General features: G+C 52.5%; 20 protein-coding genes. 7 read left to right on the top strand and 13 right to left on the bottom strand.

What is annotated here, in order from left to right:
* Positions 1–281: 281 nt before the first annotated feature.
* Positions 282–4,742 carry a glutamate synthase large subunit gene (gene gltB, locus WES_RS18400; RefSeq protein WP_032147813.1) on the top strand — a complete coding sequence of 1,487 codons (4,461 nt, stop codon included), beginning with the start codon at positions 282–284 and terminating at the stop codon, positions 4,740–4,742.
* Positions 4,743–4,754: 12 nt separating this feature from the next.
* Positions 4,755–6,173: a glutamate synthase subunit GltD gene (gene gltD, locus WES_RS18405; RefSeq protein WP_000081650.1), complete on the top strand. Its 1,419-nt coding sequence runs from the start codon at positions 4,755–4,757 to the stop codon at positions 6,171–6,173.
* Between the two features lie 66 nt (positions 6,174–6,239).
* Here the strand turns inward: gltD and nanQ are convergent, their stop codons facing one another.
* The 11 genes from nanQ to zapE form a co-directional block, all read right to left on the bottom strand.
* Positions 6,240–6,704 carry an N-acetylneuraminate anomerase gene (nanQ, locus tag WES_RS18410; RefSeq protein WP_016159484.1) on the bottom strand — a complete coding sequence of 155 codons (465 nt, stop codon included), beginning with the start codon at positions 6,702–6,704 and terminating at the stop codon, positions 6,240–6,242.
* Entirely contained in the window at positions 6,701–7,576 is an 876-nt protein-coding gene (nanK, locus tag WES_RS18415) for an N-acetylmannosamine kinase (RefSeq protein WP_016159485.1), read from the bottom strand. Before nanK ends, nanQ begins: the two co-directional genes overlap by 4 nt.
* Positions 7,573–8,262, bottom strand: a complete 690-nt coding sequence (locus WES_RS18420) for an N-acetylmannosamine-6-phosphate 2-epimerase (RefSeq protein WP_000054240.1) — start codon at positions 8,260–8,262, stop codon at positions 7,573–7,575. The genes nanK and WES_RS18420 overlap by 4 nt, the downstream gene beginning before the upstream one ends.
* A 47-nt stretch (positions 8,263–8,309) precedes the next feature.
* Positions 8,310–9,800: a sialic acid transporter NanT gene (gene nanT, locus WES_RS18425; RefSeq protein WP_016159486.1), complete on the bottom strand. Its 1,491-nt coding sequence runs from the start codon at positions 9,798–9,800 to the stop codon at positions 8,310–8,312.
* 107 nt (positions 9,801–9,907) lie between these two features.
* On the bottom strand, positions 9,908–10,801 hold the full coding sequence (gene nanA / locus WES_RS18430) for an N-acetylneuraminate lyase (protein WP_000224706.1): 894 nt from the start codon (positions 10,799–10,801) through the stop codon (positions 9,908–9,910).
* Between the two features lie 123 nt (positions 10,802–10,924).
* Positions 10,925–11,707: a transcriptional regulator NanR gene (gene nanR, locus WES_RS18435; protein WP_000990910.1), complete on the bottom strand. Its 783-nt coding sequence runs from the start codon at positions 11,705–11,707 to the stop codon at positions 10,925–10,927.
* A 117-nt stretch (positions 11,708–11,824) separates the two neighbouring features.
* Positions 11,825–12,322: a ClpXP protease specificity-enhancing factor gene (gene sspB, locus WES_RS18440; RefSeq protein ID WP_016159487.1), complete on the bottom strand. Its 498-nt coding sequence runs from the start codon at positions 12,320–12,322 to the stop codon at positions 11,825–11,827.
* 5 nt (positions 12,323–12,327) lie between these two features.
* Complete coding sequence (gene sspA, locus WES_RS18445; protein ID WP_000257293.1) at positions 12,328–12,966, bottom strand: stringent starvation protein SspA; 639 nt, start codon at positions 12,964–12,966, stop codon at positions 12,328–12,330.
* Positions 12,967–13,359: 393 nt separating this feature from the next.
* On the bottom strand, positions 13,360–13,752 hold the full coding sequence (gene rpsI, locus WES_RS18450; protein WP_000829818.1) for a 30S ribosomal protein S9: 393 nt from the start codon (positions 13,750–13,752) through the stop codon (positions 13,360–13,362).
* Between the two features lie 15 nt (positions 13,753–13,767).
* The gene (rplM, locus tag WES_RS18455; RefSeq protein WP_001517180.1) at positions 13,768–14,196 is read right to left on the bottom strand and encodes a 50S ribosomal protein L13; all 429 of its coding nucleotides are present in this window, start codon (positions 14,194–14,196) and stop codon (positions 13,768–13,770) included.
* Positions 14,197–14,414: 218 nt separating this feature from the next.
* Positions 14,415–15,542 (bottom strand): cell division protein ZapE, encoded by a 1,128-nt coding sequence (gene zapE, locus WES_RS18460; RefSeq protein WP_016159488.1) that lies wholly within the window; start codon positions 15,540–15,542, stop codon positions 14,415–14,417.
* A 193-nt stretch (positions 15,543–15,735) separates the two neighbouring features.
* On the opposite strand from zapE, the gene zapG reads away from it, so the two are divergent.
* The 3 genes from zapG to degS all read left to right on the top strand — a co-directional run bounded on the left by zapG (position 15,736) and on the right by degS (position 18,814).
* Entirely contained in the window at positions 15,736–16,134 is a 399-nt protein-coding gene (gene zapG / locus WES_RS18465) for a Z-ring associated protein ZapG (RefSeq protein ID WP_010345273.1), read from the top strand.
* Positions 16,135–16,289: 155 nt separating this feature from the next.
* Entirely contained in the window at positions 16,290–17,657 is a 1,368-nt protein-coding gene (gene degQ / locus WES_RS18470) for a serine endoprotease DegQ (protein ID WP_000745038.1), read from the top strand.
* A gap of 89 nt (positions 17,658–17,746) precedes the next feature.
* A complete protein-coding gene (gene degS / locus WES_RS18475) occupies positions 17,747–18,814 on the top strand; it encodes an outer membrane-stress sensor serine endopeptidase DegS (RefSeq protein ID WP_000497717.1) in 1,068 nt (355 codons plus the stop codon).
* Between the two features lie 64 nt (positions 18,815–18,878).
* On the opposite strand, the gene mdh is transcribed toward degS, so the two are convergent.
* Positions 18,879–19,817, bottom strand: coding sequence for a malate dehydrogenase (mdh, locus tag WES_RS18480; RefSeq protein WP_016159489.1), 939 nt, complete (start codon positions 19,815–19,817; stop codon positions 18,879–18,881).
* Between the two features lie 434 nt (positions 19,818–20,251).
* Here mdh and argR point away from each other — a divergent pair, with 434 nt between their 5' ends.
* Positions 20,252–20,722, top strand: coding sequence for a transcriptional regulator ArgR (argR, locus tag WES_RS18485; protein WP_001257843.1), 471 nt, complete (start codon positions 20,252–20,254; stop codon positions 20,720–20,722).
* 365 nt (positions 20,723–21,087) lie between these two features.
* Positions 21,088–21,351, top strand: a complete 264-nt coding sequence (gene yhcN, locus WES_RS18490) for a peroxide/acid stress response protein YhcN (RefSeq protein ID WP_016159490.1) — start codon at positions 21,088–21,090, stop codon at positions 21,349–21,351.
* 54 nt (positions 21,352–21,405) lie between these two features.
* On the opposite strand, the gene WES_RS18495 is transcribed toward yhcN, so the two are convergent.
* Entirely contained in the window at positions 21,406–21,678 is a 273-nt protein-coding gene (locus WES_RS18495; protein ID WP_016159491.1) for a barstar family protein, read from the bottom strand.
* Between the last annotated feature and the right edge of the window lie 35 nt (positions 21,679–21,713).

The raw sequence follows: 21,713 nt of genomic DNA, 5'->3' as shown, positions 1-21,713 counted from the left end.
AAGCACATTTCCAGACCAATAAGCTTGCCATTTGACCTGTATCAGCTTTCCCGATAAGTTGGAAATCCGCTGGAAGCTTTCTGGATGAGCAGCCTGCTCATCATATTTATGCAGTAATTGAGTTCCCCTCTTCACCGTATTAACTGATGCGAAAAGGACAAAAAAGGGGGCGAATGCGAGGTAAGCGTATGAAACGCAAACCCCGTCGCCATGCTCTTTCTGTGCCCGTGCGCAGCGGTTCGGTAGTGGGGTTCCCGCAGAGCCTGGGGGAGGTTCACGATATGTTGTACGATAAATCCCTTGAGAGGGATAACTGTGGTTTCGGCCTGATCGCCCACATAGAAGGCGAACCTAGCCACAAGGTAGTGCGTACTGCAATACACGCACTGGCCCGTATGCAGCACCGTGGCGCGATTCTCGCTGATGGTAAAACCGGTGACGGTTGCGGTCTGCTGTTACAAAAACCGGATCGCTTTTTTCGCATCGTTGCGCAGGAACGCGGCTGGCGTTTAGCGAAAAACTACGCCGTCGGGATGATCTTCCTGAATAAAGATCCTGAACTCGCCGCCGCCGCACGCCGCATCGTTGAAGAAGAGCTACAACGCGAAACCTTGTCGATTGTCGGCTGGCGTGATGTCCCTACCAACGAAGGTGTACTGGGTGAAATCGCCCTCTCCTCGCTGCCGCGCATTGAGCAAATTTTTGTGAACGCCCCGGCAGGCTGGCGTCCGCGCGATATGGAGCGCCGTCTGTTTATCGCCCGTCGCCGCATTGAAAAACGTCTCGAGGCCGATAAAGACTTCTACGTCTGTAGCCTGTCGAATCTGGTCAACATCTATAAAGGTCTGTGTATGCCGGCGGATTTGCCGCGCTTTTACCTGGATCTTGCTGATCTGCGTCTGGAATCAGCTATCTGCCTGTTCCATCAACGCTTCTCCACCAACACCGTGCCGCGCTGGCCGCTGGCGCAGCCGTTCCGCTATCTGGCGCACAACGGCGAAATCAACACTATCACCGGTAACCGTCAGTGGGCGCGCGCCCGTACTTATAAATTCCAGACGCCGCTGATCCCGGATTTGCACGACGCTGCACCCTTCGTCAACGAAACGGGTTCTGACTCCAGTTCAATGGATAACATGCTGGAACTGCTGCTGGCGGGCGGGATGGATATTATCCGCGCCATGCGTCTGTTAGTGCCACCCGCCTGGCAGAACAACCCGGATATGGATCCGGAACTGCGCGCGTTCTTCGATTTTAACTCCATGCATATGGAGCCGTGGGATGGCCCGGCGGGCATCGTGATGTCTGACGGTCGCTTCGCTGCCTGTAACCTCGACCGTAACGGTCTGCGTCCGGCGCGCTACGTCATCACCAAAGATAAACTCATCACCTGCGCCTCTGAAGTCGGCATCTGGGATTACCAACCTGACGAAGTAGTCGAAAAAGGCCGCGTCGGGCCAGGCGAACTGATGGTGATCGACACCCGCAGTGGGCGTATTCTGCACTCGGCAGAAACCGATGACGACCTGAAAAGCCGCCATCCATATAAAGAGTGGATGGAGAAAAACGTTCGCCGCCTGGTGCCGTTTGAAGACTTGCCCGATGAAGAAGTAGGTAGCCGCGAACTGGACGACGACACGCTTGCCAGTTACCAGAAACAGTTTAACTACAGCGCGGAAGAACTGGACTCTGTGATCCGTGTGCTGGGCGAAAACGGCCAGGAAGCGGTCGGTTCGATGGGCGACGACACCCCATTCGCCGTACTCTCCAGCCAGCCGCGCATTATTTACGACTACTTCCGCCAGCAGTTTGCCCAGGTCACTAACCCGCCAATCGACCCGCTGCGTGAAGCGCATGTTATGTCGCTCGCCACCAGCATCGGTCGTGAAATGAACGTCTTCTGTGAAGCAGAAGGCCAGGCGCACCGTTTAAGCTTTAAATCGCCGATTCTGCTCTACTCCGATTTCAAACAACTTACGACGATGAAAGAGGAGCACTACCGCGCAGATACGCTGGACATCACCTTTGATGTAACCAAAACCACGCTCGAAGCGACGGTCAAAGAGCTGTGCGATAAAGCCGAAAAAATGGTGCGTAGCGGCACCGTGTTGCTGGTGCTTTCCGACCGGAATATCGCTAAAGATCGCCTGCCGGTTCCGGCCCCGATGGCGGTTGGCGCGATCCAGACCCGTCTGGTCGATCAAAGCCTGCGTTGCGACGCCAACATCATCGTCGAAACCGCCAGCGCCCGCGATCCGCACCACTTCGCCGTGTTACTAGGCTTCGGCGCGACGGCTATTTATCCGTACCTTGCCTATGAAACGCTGGGTCGCCTGGTTGACACCCACGCGATTGCCAAAAATTATCGTACCGTGATGCTCAACTACCGTAACGGCATCAACAAAGGCTTGTACAAAATCATGTCCAAGATGGGCATCTCCACCATCGCCTCTTACCGCTGCTCGAAACTGTTTGAGGCGGTCGGTCTGCACGATGACGTTGTGAGCCTGTGCTTCCAGGGCGCGGTCAGCCGCATTGGCGGAGCAGGCTTTGAAGACTTCCAGCAGGATCTGCTGAATCTGTCAAAACGAGCCTGGCTGGCGCGTAAACCCATCAGCCAGGGCGGCCTACTGAAATACGTGCACGGCGGCGAATACCACGCCTACAACCCGGACGTCGTGCGCACGCTGCAACAGGCGGTACAGAGCGGCGAGTACAGCGACTATCAGGAATACGCGAAGCTGGTTAATGAGCGTCCGGCAACCACGCTGCGCGATCTGCTGGCAATTACGCCGGGTGAAAACGCGGTCAACATTGCTGATGTTGAACCGGCAAGCGAACTGTTTAAACGCTTCGATACCGCTGCGATGTCTATCGGCGCGTTAAGCCCGGAAGCCCACGAGGCGCTGGCGGAAGCGATGAACAGCATCGGCGGTAACTCGAACTCCGGTGAAGGCGGTGAAGATCCGGCGCGCTACGGCACCAACAAAGTGTCGCGCATCAAGCAGGTGGCTTCCGGTCGCTTTGGGGTTACTCCGGCGTATCTGGTCAATGCCGACGTCATTCAGATTAAAGTCGCCCAGGGCGCGAAGCCGGGCGAAGGCGGTCAGTTGCCGGGCGACAAAGTCACTCCTTACATTGCCAAACTGCGCTATTCGGTGCCGGGCGTGACGCTGATCTCCCCGCCGCCGCACCACGATATCTACTCTATCGAAGACTTAGCGCAGCTCATTTTCGACCTCAAGCAGGTTAACCCGAAAGCGATGATCTCCGTGAAGCTGGTTTCCGAACCGGGCGTTGGCACTATCGCGACTGGCGTGGCGAAAGCCTATGCGGACTTGATCACCATCGCAGGCTATGACGGCGGCACCGGCGCAAGTCCGCTTTCATCGGTGAAATACGCAGGCTGCCCGTGGGAGCTGGGGCTTGTTGAAACCCAACAGGCGCTGGTTGCCAACGGCTTGCGTCATAAGATCCGTTTGCAGGTTGATGGCGGCCTGAAAACGGGTGTCGATATCATCAAAGCAGCCATCCTCGGCGCGGAAAGTTTCGGCTTCGGCACTGGCCCAATGGTGGCGCTCGGCTGTAAATATCTGCGTATTTGCCATCTGAACAACTGCGCCACCGGCGTGGCAACTCAGGACGAAAAACTGCGTAAAAATCACTACCACGGCCTGCCGTTCAAGGTGACGAATTACTTTGAATTTATCGCCCGTGAAACCCGCGAGCTGATGGCACAGCTGGGCGTAACACGTCTGGTGGATCTGATTGGTCGCACCGACCTGCTGAAAGAGCTGGACGGTTTCACCGCTAAACAGCAAAAACTGGCGCTGTCGAAGCTGCTGGAGACTGCCGAGCCTAAGGCTGGCAAGGCGCTCTACTGCACCGAAAACAACCCGCCGTTTGATAACGGCCTGCTGAATGCGCAGTTGCTGCAACAGGCGAAACCGTTTGTCGATGAGCGCCAGAGCAAAACCTTCTGGTTCGATATTCGTAACACCGACCGTTCTGTCGGCGCATCGCTTTCAGGTTATATCGCCCAGACGCACGGCGATCAGGGACTGGCTGCCGATCCGATTAAAGCGTACTTCAACGGCACCGCAGGCCAGAGTTTCGGCGTGTGGAACGCGGGCGGCGTGGAGCTGTATCTGACGGGTGATGCCAACGACTATGTCGGTAAAGGCATGGCGGGCGGCTTAATCGCCATTCGTCCTCCGGTTGGCTCGGCCTTCCGCAGCCATGAGGCGAGCATTATCGGCAACACCTGCCTGTATGGTGCGACCGGTGGTCGTCTGTATGCCGCAGGCCGCGCGGGTGAACGTTTTGGCGTGCGTAACTCCGGTGCCATTACCGTGGTAGAAGGTATTGGCGACAACGGCTGTGAATATATGACGGGCGGTATCGTCTGTATTCTGGGTAAAACTGGCGTTAACTTCGGCGCGGGCATGACCGGCGGCTTCGCTTACGTTCTCGACGAAAGTGGTGATTTCCGCAAACGCGTTAACCCGGAACTGGTGGAGGTCTTAAGCGTGGACTCTCTGGCGATCCATGAAGAGCATCTGCGTGGTCTTATCACCGAGCATGTGCAGCATACTGGTTCCCAGCGTGGCGAAGAAATTCTGGCTAACTGGTCAACCTTCGCCACTAAATTCGCGCTGGTTAAACCGAAGTCCAGTGATGTAAAAGCACTGCTGGGTCACCGTAGTCGTAGCGCAGCAGAGTTGCGCGTGCAGGCGCAGTAAGGGGTAGCAACAATGAGTCAGAATGTTTATCAATTTATCGACCTGCAGCGCGTTGATCCGCCAAAGAAACCGCTGAAGATCCGCAAAATTGAGTTTGTTGAAATTTACGAGCCGTTTTCCGAAGGCCAGGCCAAAGCACAGGCTGATCGCTGCCTGTCATGCGGCAACCCATACTGCGAGTGGAAATGCCCGGTACACAACTACATCCCGAACTGGCTGAAGCTCGCCAACGAGGGACGTATTTTTGAAGCGGCAGAACTGTCGCATCAAACAAATACCCTGCCGGAAGTGTGCGGACGTGTCTGCCCGCAGGATCGTCTGTGCGAAGGTTCCTGTACCCTGAACGATGAGTTCGGCGCAGTGACCATCGGTAATATTGAGCGTTATATCAATGATAAAGCGTTCGAAATGGGCTGGCGCCCGGATATGTCCGGCGTGAAGCAAACCGATAAAAAAGTGGCGATTATCGGCGCAGGTCCGGCGGGTCTGGCGTGTGCGGATGTCCTGACGCGCAACGGTGTCAAAGCTGTCGTCTTCGACCGTCACCCGGAAATCGGCGGCCTGCTGACTTTCGGCATTCCGGCCTTCAAGCTGGAAAAAGAGGTGATGACGCGCCGCCGTGAAATCTTCACCGGCATGGGTATTGAATTCAGGCTCAATACCGAAGTGGGCCGTGACGTACAGCTTGACGATCTACTGAAAGATTACGATGCCGTGTTCCTTGGCGTCGGGACTTATCAGTCAATGCGCGGCGGGCTGGAAAACGAAGACGCCGATGGTGTGTACGCGGCGCTGCCGTTCCTTATCGCCAACACCAAACAGTTGATGGGCTTTGGCGAAACCCACGACGAACCGTTCGTCAGCATGGAAGGCAAGCGCGTGGTGGTGCTTGGCGGCGGCGATACCGCGATGGACTGTGTGCGGACTTCCGTGCGTCAGGGAGCAAAGCACGTTATCTGCGCCTATCGTCGTGATGAAGAGAACATGCCAGGTTCCCGTCGCGAAGTGAAAAACGCGCGAGAAGAAGGCGTTGAGTTCAAATTCAACGTCCAGCCGCTGGGTATTGAAGTGAATGGCAACGGTAAAGTCAGCGGCGTGAAAATGGTGCGCACCGAAATGGGCGAACCGGACGCTAAAGGCCGTCGCCGCGCGGAGATCGTGGCAGGGTCAGAACATATTGTTCCGGCAGATGCGGTGATCATGGCGTTTGGTTTCCGCCCACACAGCATGGAATGGCTGGCAGAACACAGCGTTGAGCTGGATTCGCAGGGTCGGATCATTGCCCCGGAAGGTAACGAAAACGCCTTTCAGACCAGTAACCCGAAAATCTTTGCCGGTGGTGACATCGTGCGTGGTTCCGATCTGGTGGTGACCGCCATTGCCGAAGGTCGTAAAGCGGCTGACGGGATCATGAACTGGCTGGAAGTTTAAGCGTGGTAACAATGAATTCGCCAGACATTGTCTGGCGAATTTATAAAACGAACTATCCAGATAATTTTAAGCCATTAACTCGGCCTTAACCTTCACTACCACCTTTTTAATCTCTCCAGGCTCGCTAACAACACATCCCGGTTTATGCGGTTCTCCTGGCATAAACACGGCGAACATTCCCGGTTTCAGGATGATAGCTTGCTCGTTCTCAATGGCGCTGCAAAGCTGGTAATCATCCTCATGGTGAAACTCTTCACACTGACGCGCAGTGCCTGCCATGCCAAACAGAATCCGCTCCTCGCCGCTTAACAATAACTGGATATCAATATATTGCTCGTGCAATTCGGCTTTTTTCTCAACGGGCGATTGAGTGTTAAAAGTCATGACATTCATAAAGATATTGTCGCCCTGCAATTCGTAACGACCCGGCGCTTTTTCCTGCGGCCTGGCGGCTAATGCCAGCGTTAACGCGTCCAGTAGTGCTGGATGTAAACCGGCAGATGGTAACGACTGTACTTCACCCATCATCATAATTTTTCTCCCTGAGCCAGCAACGCAGCCCCAAGTAAACCTGCATCATGGCGGTAGTGCGCCGCCAGTAACTCAACATGAAATGCCGCTGGCTCCTTAGCCAGATACGTTTCCACCAGCGCCAGATACCCTTCCGCCAGCCCGACACTGCCGCCGAGCACCACACACTGGCAATCAGTTGTGGCTTTAACATCGGCAATCAGTCTTGCCAGCGCATGTGCAGAGCGATGAATCAGTTGCTGCGCCTGCTCGTCGCCCTGTCCGGCGCGCGTGAAAATGGTTTTCGCATCTGCGCCCATAAGTTCACCCTGCGCTGCCGCTGCAATGCCGCGACCAGAAGCAATCGCTTCCACGCAACCTGTGCGTCCACAGCCACAGACAGGCCCCTGCGGATCGGCAAGCGTATGCCCGATGTGCCCCGCCAGACCGCCAGGGCCGGTAAGCAGTTTGCCGCCACTGACCACGCCGCCGCCAACACCGGTGGAAACGGTGATAAACACCATATCGGTTATATCGCCTTCCAGCGCCTGATACTCCGCCCACGCTGCGGCCTGCGCATCGTTAATGGCAATGGTCGGCAAATCGGTAAGTTGTTCCAAAGTTTTGACTAACGGAAAGTGTAGTAATCCACCGAGATTATGCGGATTCAGCGCCAGCAGGCTGCCGTCGCGGATTATCCCGGTTGAAGCGATGGCAACCTGCTGCGCATGAGCTTGCAACGGGGAGACTAACGCGGCTAAGGCTTCACGCAATGCTTCCGGCGTCTGGCTGGCTGGCGTGGGGAGTTCACGGCGATCGCGGATCTGTCCGTCAGCGCCAATCAGCGCGGCGGCAAGTTTAGTACCGCCGATATCAATCGCCAGTGTGGTCATAGCACCGCCTTTTTCATCGCTGTGTTGTACCACTGACAAATGTGTTCAAGACGCGTAATGGCAGAACCGACCGTCACTGCCCATGCGCCGTGGCGCATCGCATCTGCCGCCTGCGCTGGCGTGTTGTATCGCCCTTCGGCAATCACCCGACATCCTGCGTCACTCAACGTTTTCACCAGCGCCAGATCGGGCTCTTCTGGCGTTTCAGGTGTGGTATAGCCAGAAAGCGTAGTACCAATAATTTCGGCTCCCAGCTTTTGGCAAGCCAGACCGTCTTCCGGCGTTGAGCAGTCAGTCATCGCCAGTAAACCGTGGTGGTGAATACGCGCAAGCAGCGTTTCAACAGGCACCGGACGCGGACGATCGGTGCCATCAATCGCGATAATATCCGCGCCTGCCTGCGCCAGTGCATCAACATCTTCAATATAGGCCGTGATACGTACCGGAGAATCCTCCAGATCGCGTTTCACAATCCCGATAATCGGCACGCTCACCACCGCACGCGTGGCTTTCAGGTTTGCCACACCCTCTATGCGAATAGCGACCGCACCCGCCTGCTCTGCCGCTAATGCCATGGCAGCAACGATTTCGGGTTTATCGAGCGGGCTGTCCGGAACCGGCTGGCAGGAGACAATCAAGCCACCATTGGTAGCGATTTTTTGATCCAGTTGTGCAAGTAACGACATACTTCTTCCCTTAGCGAAAGGCCCGGTGCAGAGACCGGGCTACAGGATTAACTTTTGGTTTTGACTAAATCGTTTTTGGCGCTGCCAAACGGCACGGCACCGCTAAATGGTTTGCCGTCGATAGCGTCATGAGTACGTAACGCTTCCGGGCGCAGCCAACGCTGAACGCGGGATGGCATATCCAGACCAATCAGCAAGATCACCACGAACGTCAGACTGAACGAGAGCGATGCCAGCGCAGTGCCCAGATCCAGACGTTGAGCGATCAACGCGCCGAGGATTGGAGCCAGTGCGCCGCCAAGTGCGCCGACGTTGTAGGTAAAGCCCAGCCCCGCCGCACGCTGGTCGGTATCGAAATAACCGCCGATCAGTTTCGGTAAGATCCCGGAGATGCCCTGACCGAGCATTTGCTGGAAGAACAGTAACAGACCGAGTACCCAGACGTTTGCGCCGCCAATCGCAAATACCGGAATAATCAGCAATTGTGAAGCTAACAGGCTACAAACGTAGGCTTTGCGCGTTCCCAGCCAGTCACCGAGGAAGCCACCGACGCAGCAACCCACCGCCGCACCAAAACCACTAAAGAACAACACATTGGCGACCGTATGTGGGTTATAAGCCAGCTCAGTTTTCAGATACGTCGGCAGCAGCGCCTGAATCGGCCATGAGTAGAGGAAAGCAAACAACACAACCACCATCAGCATTACGCCCGTTGGCCAGCGTTTACCCGTGCTTTGCACCATAAAGCTGATAAAGATTGCGGCGCATAACAGCCCAAGAACAGCGACGATTGCGGCATTTTGCAGGTTGCCGGCGAAGCAGAACCACAGCGCAGTAGCTGCCGCCAGCGTCATCACGATATTGGCGATGCGATGTTCACCACGGTAAAGAATATCCACCATTGTACGTACCGGTGCTTTACCTCCGTGTTTCTCTTTCCAGTCTTCTGCTTCCGGGATGTTTTTCCGCAGCCAGAGAGCAAAGATGATCGGTAAGATGCCGATAAAGAACAGCGCACGCCAGCCCCAGATCGGAACCACCAGACTGTAGACCTGAGCTGCAACGACGGCACCTACAGAGAAGCCGGAAATCAGAAAACCACTGGCTTTGTTACGCAGGTGTTTTGGCCAGCTTTCAATCACATAGGTGGCGCTGGAACCGTATTCTCCTGCCATCCCCATGCCGATCACCAGACGAGCGATAAACATGGTGATGTAGCCTGGCGCGAAGCCGCAAGCCAGCGTCCCGACCGAGAAGAGAACGATACTGGTGACCATTGCCAGACGACGCCCGTAACGGTCCCCCATAGCCCCAAGCATCAGGCCGCCGAACCAGCGTGAGATAAAGGCTGCGGAGATCAGACTTGCCGCCTGCACCGTCGTCAGCCCAAATTCACCTTGTACTTCGGTGAGTACCAGGGCAATTAAAACGAAATCAAAACCATCAAGTAGATATCCCAACCAGGCAGCGGAAAATGCTCGCCATTGTGCGCGGTTGAGATGGCGATACCACGGGATATTCTGGGTTGTAGTACTCATTGTGAGTCTCCCGCGATGGGCGTTGCCCACACGCTTTGGTATGAAAGTTGTAGGGTACAGATGCGTTTATTTCCCCTCACCCGGTAGGGGCGAGTGAGGGGAAAAACTCACCCGCGCTCTTGCATCAACTGCTGAGCCAGCGCCTTCAGTTCTGGCAGATATTTTTCATCTACCGGACCAAACGGTTTGCGGCACAGCGGAACGGACACCACATCCATATAGTGCAGAACTGTTTTCAGGCCACGGAATACGCCAGTTTTAATCAGCAAATCAATGACTTTGTTGCACTCGGTTTGCAGTTTCTGCGCGGTCTGGATATCACCTTCTTTTAACGCCTTAACGATGCCCTGATAACGCCAGCCCATGATGTTGTAGGTACTACCGATACCACCATCAGCGCCCGCCAGCAGGCCGGAAGCAAAGATTTCGTCGTAACCGTTGTAGAGCACCAGATCCGGATGTTCACGACGGATCTGCTCCATCTGATAGAGATCACCAGAGGTCTGTTTCAGCGCGCCGACACCTGGCAACGTAACCAGAGTGTTGATCTGATCCAGGCTCAGTTTAACGCCGCTTAACGCCGGAATGTTGTACACCACCATCGGTAAACCATCCGCTGAATCAATGATTGCCCGGTAGTGATCGCAGTGTTCTTCAAAGCTGAAAGGATAGTAGAACGGCGTAACGGCAGAGACGGCATCAAAGCCATAACGTTTAGCGGATGCCGCAAGTTGTTGGCTTTCAGCAGTGCTGACGCAACCTACGTGAGCGATTAATTTAATCTTACCTTTCGCCTCTTCGGCGACGATTTCCAGTACCTGTTCACGCTCGGAAAGGCTCTGTACAAAGGCTTCACCGGTTGAACCACCTACGTATAAGCCGTCGATGCCCTGCTGAATATTGAACTGAACCAGGCGGCGCAGACTCGCTTTATCCAGTGCTTGTTGTTGGTCAAAAGGAGTCAGGAGTGCGGCCATTACGCCACGTAAATTTGTTGCCATAAATACCTCTGAAGTGATGCTTGCCTGTTAGAAACGATATACCTTTATACCTGTTATACCAGATCAAATAAGCAACACATCATACAGAACGCTTATAATGCGATCTGCTTCACTAAAGTGGCATTATTTCTTTTTGTTGGTGGTCTGACCGAAGGCGTGCCAGGTGGCAGAAACGCTGTTGAGATGCGATTGCAATGCGCGATCGGCTTCATCGGGATCGTGACGACGGATCGCATCAACGATCGCAATATGCTGCTGATAACTAACGTTGTTATGCTCGTGCAGCGCCTGATCGGCGACTGTCGGACGGGCGGCGATCAGCCAGTCGAGCAGAGCAACGTGGATCGCCATAAAGATCGGGTTCCCAGGGATCTCTGCCAGCACACGGTGGAAATCAACGTCTGAACGAATAAACGCGGCGTTGTTATCCAACGACTGACTGTTGATTTCCAGAGCTTTTGCCAGCAAATCGATTTGTTCATCAGTAGCATGTTCAGCCGCATAGCGCACCAGGCTGGACTCAAAGAACAGGCGTAACTGTTCGAAATGGGCTATCCCGCCAGGATGGGAAAGAAAATCTTTTGCCATGCCGGAAAGCTCGCCGATGATGGTGTCCGCAGAAGGACGCGAGACACGAGCGCGTTCACCATTATTAATTTGTACCAGACCTTTGCGCTTTAACGCCGCCAACGCCTCACGTACCGAAGGACGCCCAACGTTAAAGAACGCCATAAGTTCGCGTTCAGACGGCAGTTGCTCACCTTCGCCAAATTCACGACGGCGGATCATCTGCTCCAGCTCTTCCTCCACCATTTCGGAGAGTTTTTTGCGCGCCAGTGGACGACGACGCAAGTTACGACCGATAGTAGCCGGAGAATCTTCTGCTTGCGGATCAAATGCGTTCATAGAGCTCTTTCTGGGAAAATATGTTGACGGATAATAGCGAAGTTATCGTAACACAGTATTAAAATCAGGCGAAAAGAAGGTAGATAGCAAAACAGGCCACATGGGCCTGTTTATCATTTATTTCACAACCCGCAATGCCGGGCGTCCACCGCGTGGAGGCTGTGGCGGTTCATCGTCAGGATGATGGTCATCATCGTGATCGGGCTTATCGCCGTCAATGACCGACATAACGGTTTCATTATCTGCCGACGCTTCATCATCATTCATGATACTGGCATCTTCATCGTAGGCAGCTTCAGGCTCGAACATTGTTCCTGCGCCATTTTCGCGGGCGTAGATAGCCAGCACGGCAGCCAGCGGTACTGAAACCTGACGCGGAATGCCACCAAAGCGCGCGTTAAAACGCACTTCATCATTCGCCAGTTCCAGATTGCCAACCGCACGCGGCGCAATGTTGAGTACGATTTGCCCATCACGTGCATATTCCATAGGAACCTGCACGCCAGAGAGCGTCACATCCACCACCAGGTGCGGCGTGAGCTGGTTATCCAGCAACCACTCATAGAATGCACGCAGCAGATAGGGACGACGTGGTGTTAGCTGTGACAAATCCATACAGATTAACTCCGGCCCAGACGCATTTCACGTTCTGCTTCAGTTAAAGAAGCAAGGAAAGAGTCACGCTCAAAGACGCGGGTCATATAGCCTTTCAGCTCTTTCGCACCCGGGCCGCTAAACTCGATGCCCAGTTGCGGCAGACGCCACAGCAGCGGAGCAAGGTAGCAATCGACCAGGCTGAACTCATCGCTCAGGAAGTACGGCTTCTGACCGAAGACCGGCGCAATCGCCAGCAGTTCTTCGCGCAGTTGCTTACGTGCGGCATCGGCTTCAGAGGCTGAACCGTTGATGATGGTGTTCATCAGCGTGTACCAGTCTTTTTCGATACGGTGCATGTACAGACGGCTTTCACCGCGAGCTACTGGGTAAACAGGCATCAGTGGCGGATGCGGGAAACGCTCATCCAGATATTCCATAATGATGCGAGATTCCCACAGGGTCAGCTCACGATCCACCAGGGTCGGAACGCTCTGATTCGGGTTGAGGTCAATCAGATCCTGAGGCGGATTGTCCTTTTCCACGTGTTCGATCTCGAAACTTACACCTTTCTCAGCCAGCACAATGCGGACCTGATGGCTATAGATGTCAGTAGGACCGGAAAACAGCGTCATTACCGAACGTTTGTTGGCAGCGACAGCCATGAAAACCTCCAGGTATAGTCAGAATTTTTACTGCTACCAGCCACCAGGTGGCCAGTCAGAAGTTATGTTACCCAGTAAGGAACGACTCTCTTTGTTCGAAAATCAAACAAAAAATGAGCAATACCCGACATTTGGGCAGAAAATTGGATGATAGTTTACCAGATTTTGCGACCTTTGTGGTAAGTCGATACCGGAAATGGGGAAAAAGAGATGCGCTTTAGTCTGAAATGGTTGACTTAATCCCTTATCGGCGATGTTGTTTTTGCTTTACCTGCCTGTCAGACGGTAGCAAAAAGCATCTTTCCATTCTTACGCTGATTCAGATTTTAGCCATAAAAAAACCCGCCGAAGCGGGTTTTTTCGCAAATTGTATTCTGCCAGAGCAGAAAGCAATTAACGTTTGGAGAACTGCGGACGACGACGTGCTTTACGCAGACCGACTTTCTTACGTTCAACCTGACGAGCGTCACGAGTAACAAAGCCAGCTTTACGCAGTTCAGAACGCAGGGACTCGTCGTACTCCATCAGAGCGCGGGTGATACCGTGACGGATCGCACCAGCCTGACCAGAGATACCACCACCTTTAACGGTGATGTACAGATCCAGTTTCTCAACCATGTCGACCAGTTCCAGCGGCTGACGAACTACCATGCGGGCAGTTTCACGACCGAAGTACTGTTCCAGAGAACGTTGGTTGATAACGATTTTGCCGTTGCCCGGTTTGATGAAAACGCGAGCTGCGGAACTTTTGCGGCGACCAGTGCCGTAGTATTGATTTTCAGCCATTGCCTATAATCCCGATTAGATGTCAAGAACTTGCGGTTGCTGTGCCGCGTGGTTATGCTCGTTACCCGCGTAAACTTTCAGTTTACGGAACATAGCACGACCCAGCGGGCCTTTTGGCAACATGCCTTTAACCGCGATTTCAATCACACGCTCAGGACGGCGAGCAATCATCTCTTCAAAGGTCGCTTGTTTGATACCACCGATGTGACCGGTGTGATGATAGTACACTTTGTCAGTACGCTTGTTGCCGGTTACAGCAACTTTGTCAGCGTTCAGAACGATGATGTAATCACCAGTATCTACGTGCGGAGTGTATTCCGCTTTATGCTTACCGCGCAGGCGCAGAGCCAGTTCGGAAGCCAGACGGCCCAGAGTTTTACCGGTCGCGTCAACAACATACCAGTCGCGTTTTACGGTTTCTGGTTTAGCTGTAAAAGTTTTCATTAAAAGCTTACCCAATAAATAGTTACACGTTGGTGAACACCCAAACGTCTTCAATTGTTGAGGTTCACACGACAAAGTCCGGCAAACCTACCCCTTCGAATAGCCTATGCCAGCACACAAAAAGTTTTGGGAAAAAAACTTTCTTGTAACGTGGGGTCGCAAGATTATAGAGAAGTCGGGGTCAAAGATCGACCCCTTTTTGTGATTTGTGACAGGTTTTAACCCGCCAAATGCTCGCGCTTCAAATACTCTTCGCTTTGCATCTCTTGCAGACGTGACAGGCAACGCTGGAACTCAAACTTCAGCCGCTCGCCCTGATAAATTTCATACAAAGGTACTTCCGCGCTCACCACTAGCTTGACATGGCGCTCGTAAAATTCATCCACCAGCGCAATGAAACGCCGCGCTTCACTCTCCATCAACCGCGTCATGACAGGCACATCGAACAACATCACCGTGTGAAACAGACGTGAGAGCGCAATATAGTCATGCTGGCTGCGGGCATCGACGCACAGCGTGGTAAATGACACCGCCAGCGTCTGGTTTTCTACGCCCATTGTCGCCAGCGGTCGATGATTGATTTCCAGCGTAGGGGCTTGTTCTCGTTTTGCACCTGCCAGCGCCAGCCACAGCTTATCCATCTGCTCACGCGTTTCATCATTAAGCGGCGACAGCCACAGATGCGCCTGAGTAAGGGTACGCAGTCGATAATCAACACCGGCGTCCACGTTCATTACATCACAATGCTGTTTAATGGCATCGATTGCAGGCAGAAAACGCGCACGTTGCAGGCCATTTCGATAAAGCTCATCCGGCGGAATATTTGACGTTGCTACCAGCGTTATGCCGCGAGCAAACAATGCTTTCATCAGGCCACCCAGCAGCATGGCATCGGTAATATCAGAAACAAAAAATTCATCAAAACAGAGCACGTCAGTTTCGGCTTTGAAACGATCGGCAATAATTTCCAGCGGATCGCTCTGCCCTTGCAATGCGGTTAATTCTTCATGCACCCTCAGCATAAAACGGTGAAAATGCAGCCGCTGTTTTCGCTCTCCCGGCAAACTTTGATAGAAAAGATCCATCAGCCAGGTTTTCCCGCGCCCTACACCGCCCCACATATATAAGCCACGCACCGGCGCGTTGCTTGTATCTTCGCGCTTCCCCCACAGTTTCCCGACCCGTGCCATTAGCCCGCTAGCCCTGGGGACTGGCGGCGTGCTGTTGATTAATTCCTGGTAGATAATCTCCAGCCGACTGACGGCCTCTTTTTGTACGTCGTCGGGTTGATGGCTACCTTCATTGAGCGCCTTCAGGTATTGCGATGTCGGGGTAACGCTTTGCATGATGTTCTTGTTATTCCTTGAATAATCGGTGTGCCGTTGTTCACGGTTGACGAAAAAAAGGCCGTTCTACACTACGCGATATGCAGTCGGGATTCCACTTCTGTGGAATTAACGGTTATAGTGGCATAATCAGCCGCAGGCATGGAGCCTGAAGCCAACACCCTACGGAAACAAAAGACAACGGGAGATGTTCATGACCTGGGAATATGCGCTAATTGGGTTAGTCGTCGGCATCATTATTGGTGCTGTGGCCATGCGTTTTGGTAATCGTAAACTGCGCCAGCAACAGGCGTTGCAGTACGAACTTGAAAAAAATAAAGCTGAACTGGACGAGTATCGCGAAGAGCTGGTTAACCACTTTGCCCGCAGCGCGGAATTACTGGATACCATGGCGCACGACTATCGCCAGCTGTATCAACACATGGCGAAAAGCTCCAGCAGCCTGCTGCCGGAACTGTCTGCTGAAGCCAACCCGTTCCGCAATCGTCTGGCAGAATCTGAAGCCAGCAACGATCAGGCTCCGGTGCAGATGCCGCGTGACTATTCTGAAGGCGCATCCGGCCTGTTACGTACCGGCGCGAAGCGCGACTAATTTATTTTTCGGGCGCAGCCATTGCGCCCTCCTCTTCTCTTCTTCCCCCGACTATCATTTAATCTGGTGTCTCATTGTTTGCCATCTGAAAATTCAATAACATCAAACTGTTTTGAATCTCTTTTTCTTATAATTCAGGTACGAGAGCAGGAATAATGAAAAAGCAAACCCAGCTGTTGAGTGCATTAGCGTTAAGTGTCGGGTTAACTCTCTCGGCGCCGTTTCAGGCCATCGCATCGATTCCCGGCCAGGTTGCCGGTCAAGCGCCTCTGCCCAGTCTGGCGCCGATGCTGGAAAAAGTGCTTCCCGCAGTGGTCAGTGTTCGAGTCGAAGGAACCGCCAGCCAGGAGCAGAAAATTCCGGAAGAATTCAAAAAGTTTTTTGGTGATGATTTACCGGATCAGCCTGCGCAACCTTTCGAAGGTTTAGGTTCCGGAGTCATAATCAATGCCAATAAAGGTTATGTGCTGACCAACAATCACGTCATTAATCAGGCACAGAAAATCAGTATTCAACTCAATGACGGGCGTGAGTTTGATGCAAAGCTGATTGGCGGTGATGACCAGAGCGATATCGCCCTGTTGCAAATTCAGAATCCAGGCAAATTAACGCAAATTGCCATTGCCGACTCCGATAAACTGCGCGTCGGTGATTTTGCCGTCGCTGTCGGCAACCCGTTTGGTCTTGGGCAAACCGCCACCTCCGGGATTGTTTCCGCATTAGGCCGCAGTGGGTTAAATCTCGAAGGTCTGGAAAACTTTATTCAGACCGATGCCTCTATTAACCGTGGTAACTCCGGCGGTGCGCTGTTAAACCTTAACGGTGAATTAATTGGCATCAACACCGCAATCCTTGCCCCGGGCGGCGGTAGCGTAGGGATTGGTTTTGCCATTCCGAGTAATATGGCGCGAACCCTGGCGCAGCAACTTATTGATTTTGGTGAAATCAAACGCGGCCTGTTAGGCATTAAAGGCACCGAAATGAGTGCCGATATCGCCAAAGCATTTAATTTGGACGTTCAGCGCGGCGCGTTTGTCAGCGAAGTGCTGCCAGGTTCTGGCTCGGCGAAAGCAGGCGTGAAAGCGGGCGATATTATTACCAGTCTCAACGGTAAACCACTCAATAGCTTTGCTGAGTTGCGTTCTCGTATCGCGACCACCGAGCCGGGCACGAAAGTGAAACTTGGCCTGCTGCGTAACGGCAAACCACTGGAAGTAGAAGTGACACTCGATACCAGCACCTCATCGTCAGCCAGTGCCGAGATGATCACACCTGCGCTGGAAGGCGCGACGTTGAGCGATGGTCAGCTAAAAGATGGCGGCAAAGGTATTAAGATCGATGAGGTTGTCAAAGGAAGCCCCGCCGCTCAGGCTGGCTTGCAAAAAGACGATGTGATCATTGGCGTCAACCGCGATCGGGTGAATTCGATCGCTGAAATGCGCAAAGTGCTGGCGACAAAACCGTCCATCATCGCCCTGCAGATCGTACGTGGCAATGAGAGCATTTACCTGCTAATGCGTTAATGTCGTAAACCGGGCATCAGGCTGACGTGTGATGTCCGGTTAACTCGTGGTATGCTGCTGCCGTTCCCTTTTTTAATGATGCCTCCATCATGTTTGTGAAGCTCTTACGTTCCGTTGCGATTGGATTAATTGTCGGCGCTATTCTGCTGGTTGCCATGCCTTCGCTGCGCAGCATTAACCCGCTTTCCACACCGCAATTCGACAGTACCGATGAGACGCCTGCCAGCTATAATCTGGCGGTTCGCCGCGCCGCGCCAGCGGTAGTCAACGTTTATAACCGTGGTTTGAACACCTCCTCACACAACCAGCTTGAGATCCGTACACTGGGATCTGGCGTGATCATGGATCAACGCGGTTATATCATCACCAATAAACACGTGATCAACGACGCCGATCAGATCATCGTCGCCTTACAGGATGGTCGTGTTTTTGAAGCATTACTGGTGGGATCTGACTCTCTAACCGATCTGGCGGTGCTTAAAATTAATGCCACTGGCGGTTTACCCACTATTCCAATCAATTCACGACGCGTACCGCACATTGGCGATGTGGTGCTGGCGATCGGTAACCCATACAACCTCGGGCAGACCATAACCCAGGGCATTATCAGTGCCACGGGTCGAATCGGCCTGAACCCGACCGGGCGGCAAAACTTCCTGCAAACCGATGCTTCCATTAACCATGGTAACTCTGGTGGCGCGCTGGTTAACTCGCTAGGTGAGCTTATGGGCATTAACACGCTGTCGTTTGATAAGAGTAACGATGGCGAAACGCCGGAAGGTATCGGCTTTGCGATTCCTTTCCAGTTAGCAACCAAAATTATGGATAAGCTGATCCGCGATGGTCGCGTGATCCGTGGCTACATTGGCATTGGTGGACGAGAGATCGCACCTTTGCACGCGCAGGGTGGCGGCATCGATCAACTGCAAGGGATTGTGGTTAACGAAGTGTCACCTGATGGTCCGGCGGCTAACGCGGGTATCCAGGTCAACGATCTGATTATTTCGGTGGATAACAAACCGGCCATCTCCGCGCTGGAGACAATGGATCAGGTTGCGGAAATCCGACCAGGCTCGGTGATCCCGGTTGTAGTGATGCGTGATGATAAACAGTTAACGTTGCAGGTCACCATTCAGGAATATCCGGCGACCAATTAAGGCCAGCGTGAAAGACAAAAAAACCGGAGACGTTGCTCCGGTTTTTTTATTATCCGCTAATCAATTAATTATTAACGAATTCTTCGCCCAGGGCGATATCTTTCTTCAGCGTATCCAGCATACCTTCCAGCGCGTTCTGTTCAAATGCGCTCAGGGTGCCGATAGATTTACGCTCTTCCACACCATTTTTACCCAGCAGCAGCGGTTGAGAGAAGAAACGTGCGTACTGACCGTCGCCTTCAACGTAGGCACATTCTACAACGCCTTGTTCGCCCTGCAGTGCGCGAACCAGAGACAGACCAAAACGTGCAGCTGCCTGACCCATAGACAAGGTTGCAGACCCGCCACCGGCTTTCGCTTCAACCACTTCAGTACCCGCGTTCTGGATACGTTTGGTCAAATCAGCCACTTCTTGTTCGGTGAAGCTGACGCCAGGAACCTGTGACAGCAGCGGCAGAATGGTAACACCAGAGTGACCGCCAATAACCGGCACTTCAACTTCGCCCGGCTGTTTGCCTTTCAGTTCCGCAACAAAGGTGTTGGAACGAATGATATCCAGCGTGGTAACGCCGAACAGTTTGTTTTTGTCATAAACACCGGCTTTTTTCAGCACTTCTGCAGCGATAGCCACAGTGGTGTTCACTGGGTTAGTGATAATACCAATGCACGCTTTCGGGCAGGTTTTCGCAACTTGCTGTACCAGGTTTTTCACGATACCGGCGTTAACGTTAAACAGGTCGGAACGATCCATACCCGGTTTACGCGCAACACCTGCAGAAATAAGAACGACATCTGCGCCTTCCAGAGCAGGGGTCGCATCTTCACCAGAAAAACCTTTGATTTTCACAGCAGTAGGGATATGGCTCAGGTCGACGGCCACACCGGGAGTGACTGGAGCGATATCATACAGGGAGAGTTCTGAACCTGAAGGCAGTTGGGTTTTTAACAGTAGTGCAAGCGCCTGGCCGATACCACCAGCAGCGCCGAGGACTGCGACTTTCATCCTAAACTCCTTATTATATTGATAAACTAAGATATGTTGCTCCGCTGCCGCGACCTTAATCCACAAATTCCCTGTTTACAATGACCACTTCTCAAGAATGTGTAGTCACGCAAATTTGGCGTTTATGCATTTAATTGACGTAATCAGGGAGCTAACTTACGTAATTAACAGTCGCTTATGCGTTAGAGCAACATTCCAACAGGTGGTGACAATATACCCTACCGTTCAGCCAAAACAACATCATTTTGATAACAATTAATTTACTTTTAAGCGAAATTTACATGCCGTGACGCAGGCATGTTTCTCAATAACGAAATTTGATAAAATCCCGCTCTTTCATAACATTATTTCAGCCTTCTCCAGGGCAGACTGTTTGCATAAAAATTCATCTGTATGCACAATAATGTTGTATCAACCACCATATCGGGTGACTTATGCGAAGCTCGGCTAAGCAAGAAGAATTAGTTAAAGCGTTTAAAGCGTTACTTAAAGAAGAGAAATTTAGCTCCCAGGGCGAAATCGTCGCCGCATTGCAGGAGCAAGGCTTTGACAATATTAACCAGTCTAAAGTCTCGCGGATGTTAACCAAGTTTGGGGCTGTACGAACCCGCAATGCCAAGATGGAAATGGTTTACTGCCTGCCAGCTGAACTGGGCGTACCAACCACCTCCAGTCCGCTGAAAAATCTGGTGCTGGATATCGACTACAACGATGCTGTTGTGGTGATTCATACCAGCCCTGGCGCGGCACAATTAATTGCGCGTCTGCTGGACTCTCTGGGCAAAGCAGAAGGTATTCTTGGCACTATTGCCGGTGATGACACCATCTTTACCACCCCTGCCAAAGGTTTTACCGTCAAAGACCTGTACGAAGCGATTTTAGAGCTGTTCGACCAGGAGCTTTAATCTCTACCCCGCCGCTTCTGGCGGCGGGAAAAATGCTGCGTTCTCCTCTCATCTCCCTGCTTTCCCCTGCCATCTACTTAACGAATAGTGCGCTTTGCTGCGACAAAACATTCACATCTTGAATGCATAGGGTAATAATCGCACATTATGCAAAACACTATATCATATTGAAATTAATGATATTTATCATGGTGCGCTATGTTTTTAATTCCACTTTGTTATAAAAATTAATATTTTTAACACTTTAAACCCAACACAAACGGTTAGCGTGGTATTAATTAGTCAGATAATTAGTGTATACTTGATTTTGTGATATGGGTCACGAAACAAAGACCCAGTTAAAAGATTATGTCGAGGTAAAAATCATGAAAATCAAAACCACTGTTGCTGCATTAAGCGTACTTTCTGTTCTCTCTTTCGGTGCGTTCGCTGCCGATTCCATTAATGCTGCACAAGCGCAAAACCGTGAAGCTATCGGTACAGTATCCGTCAGTGGGGTGGCGTCTTCACCGATGGATATGCGTGAAATGCTGAATAAAAAAGCGGAAGAAAAAGGCGCAACGGCCTACCAGATTACTGAAGCTCGTAGCGGTGACACCTGGCACGCTACGGCTGAACTGTACAAATAAACCCTCATCGTCTTGTCCGACGATATTGCCCCCGGTTCGGGGGCTTTTTTTGCGCTAATGACGAACATTAAAACGCAAATGCCCTTCCAGCTCTTCCTCTGCCTCATCAAACAGCAATATTAACGCGCCAAAACGGCGACGCGTTTTCTCTCCCAGATGAACAAATTCGATCTCCAGCGGTAGCGGCAGGACATCGTTCATTAACACATCCCATAAAGAGTCGAGATCGCGTACCTTATCTTTCTCCAGGCCAAAGGTTTGGCTAAAGTCGCGATAAAAATCCTCCTGACTCTCAATCTCATCAAAATCAAAGGTATAGATATTCATCTGTTGCCACCGTCACGTTTCGCGGCGAGTTCTGC

The organism is Escherichia sp. KTE31 (assembly GCF_000407925.1).
Classification (GTDB): Bacteria; Pseudomonadota; Gammaproteobacteria; order Enterobacterales; family Enterobacteriaceae; genus Escherichia; species Escherichia ruysiae.
The sequence above is the reverse complement of the archived record's forward strand: the minus strand, read 5'-3'. Positions and strand labels throughout refer to the sequence as shown.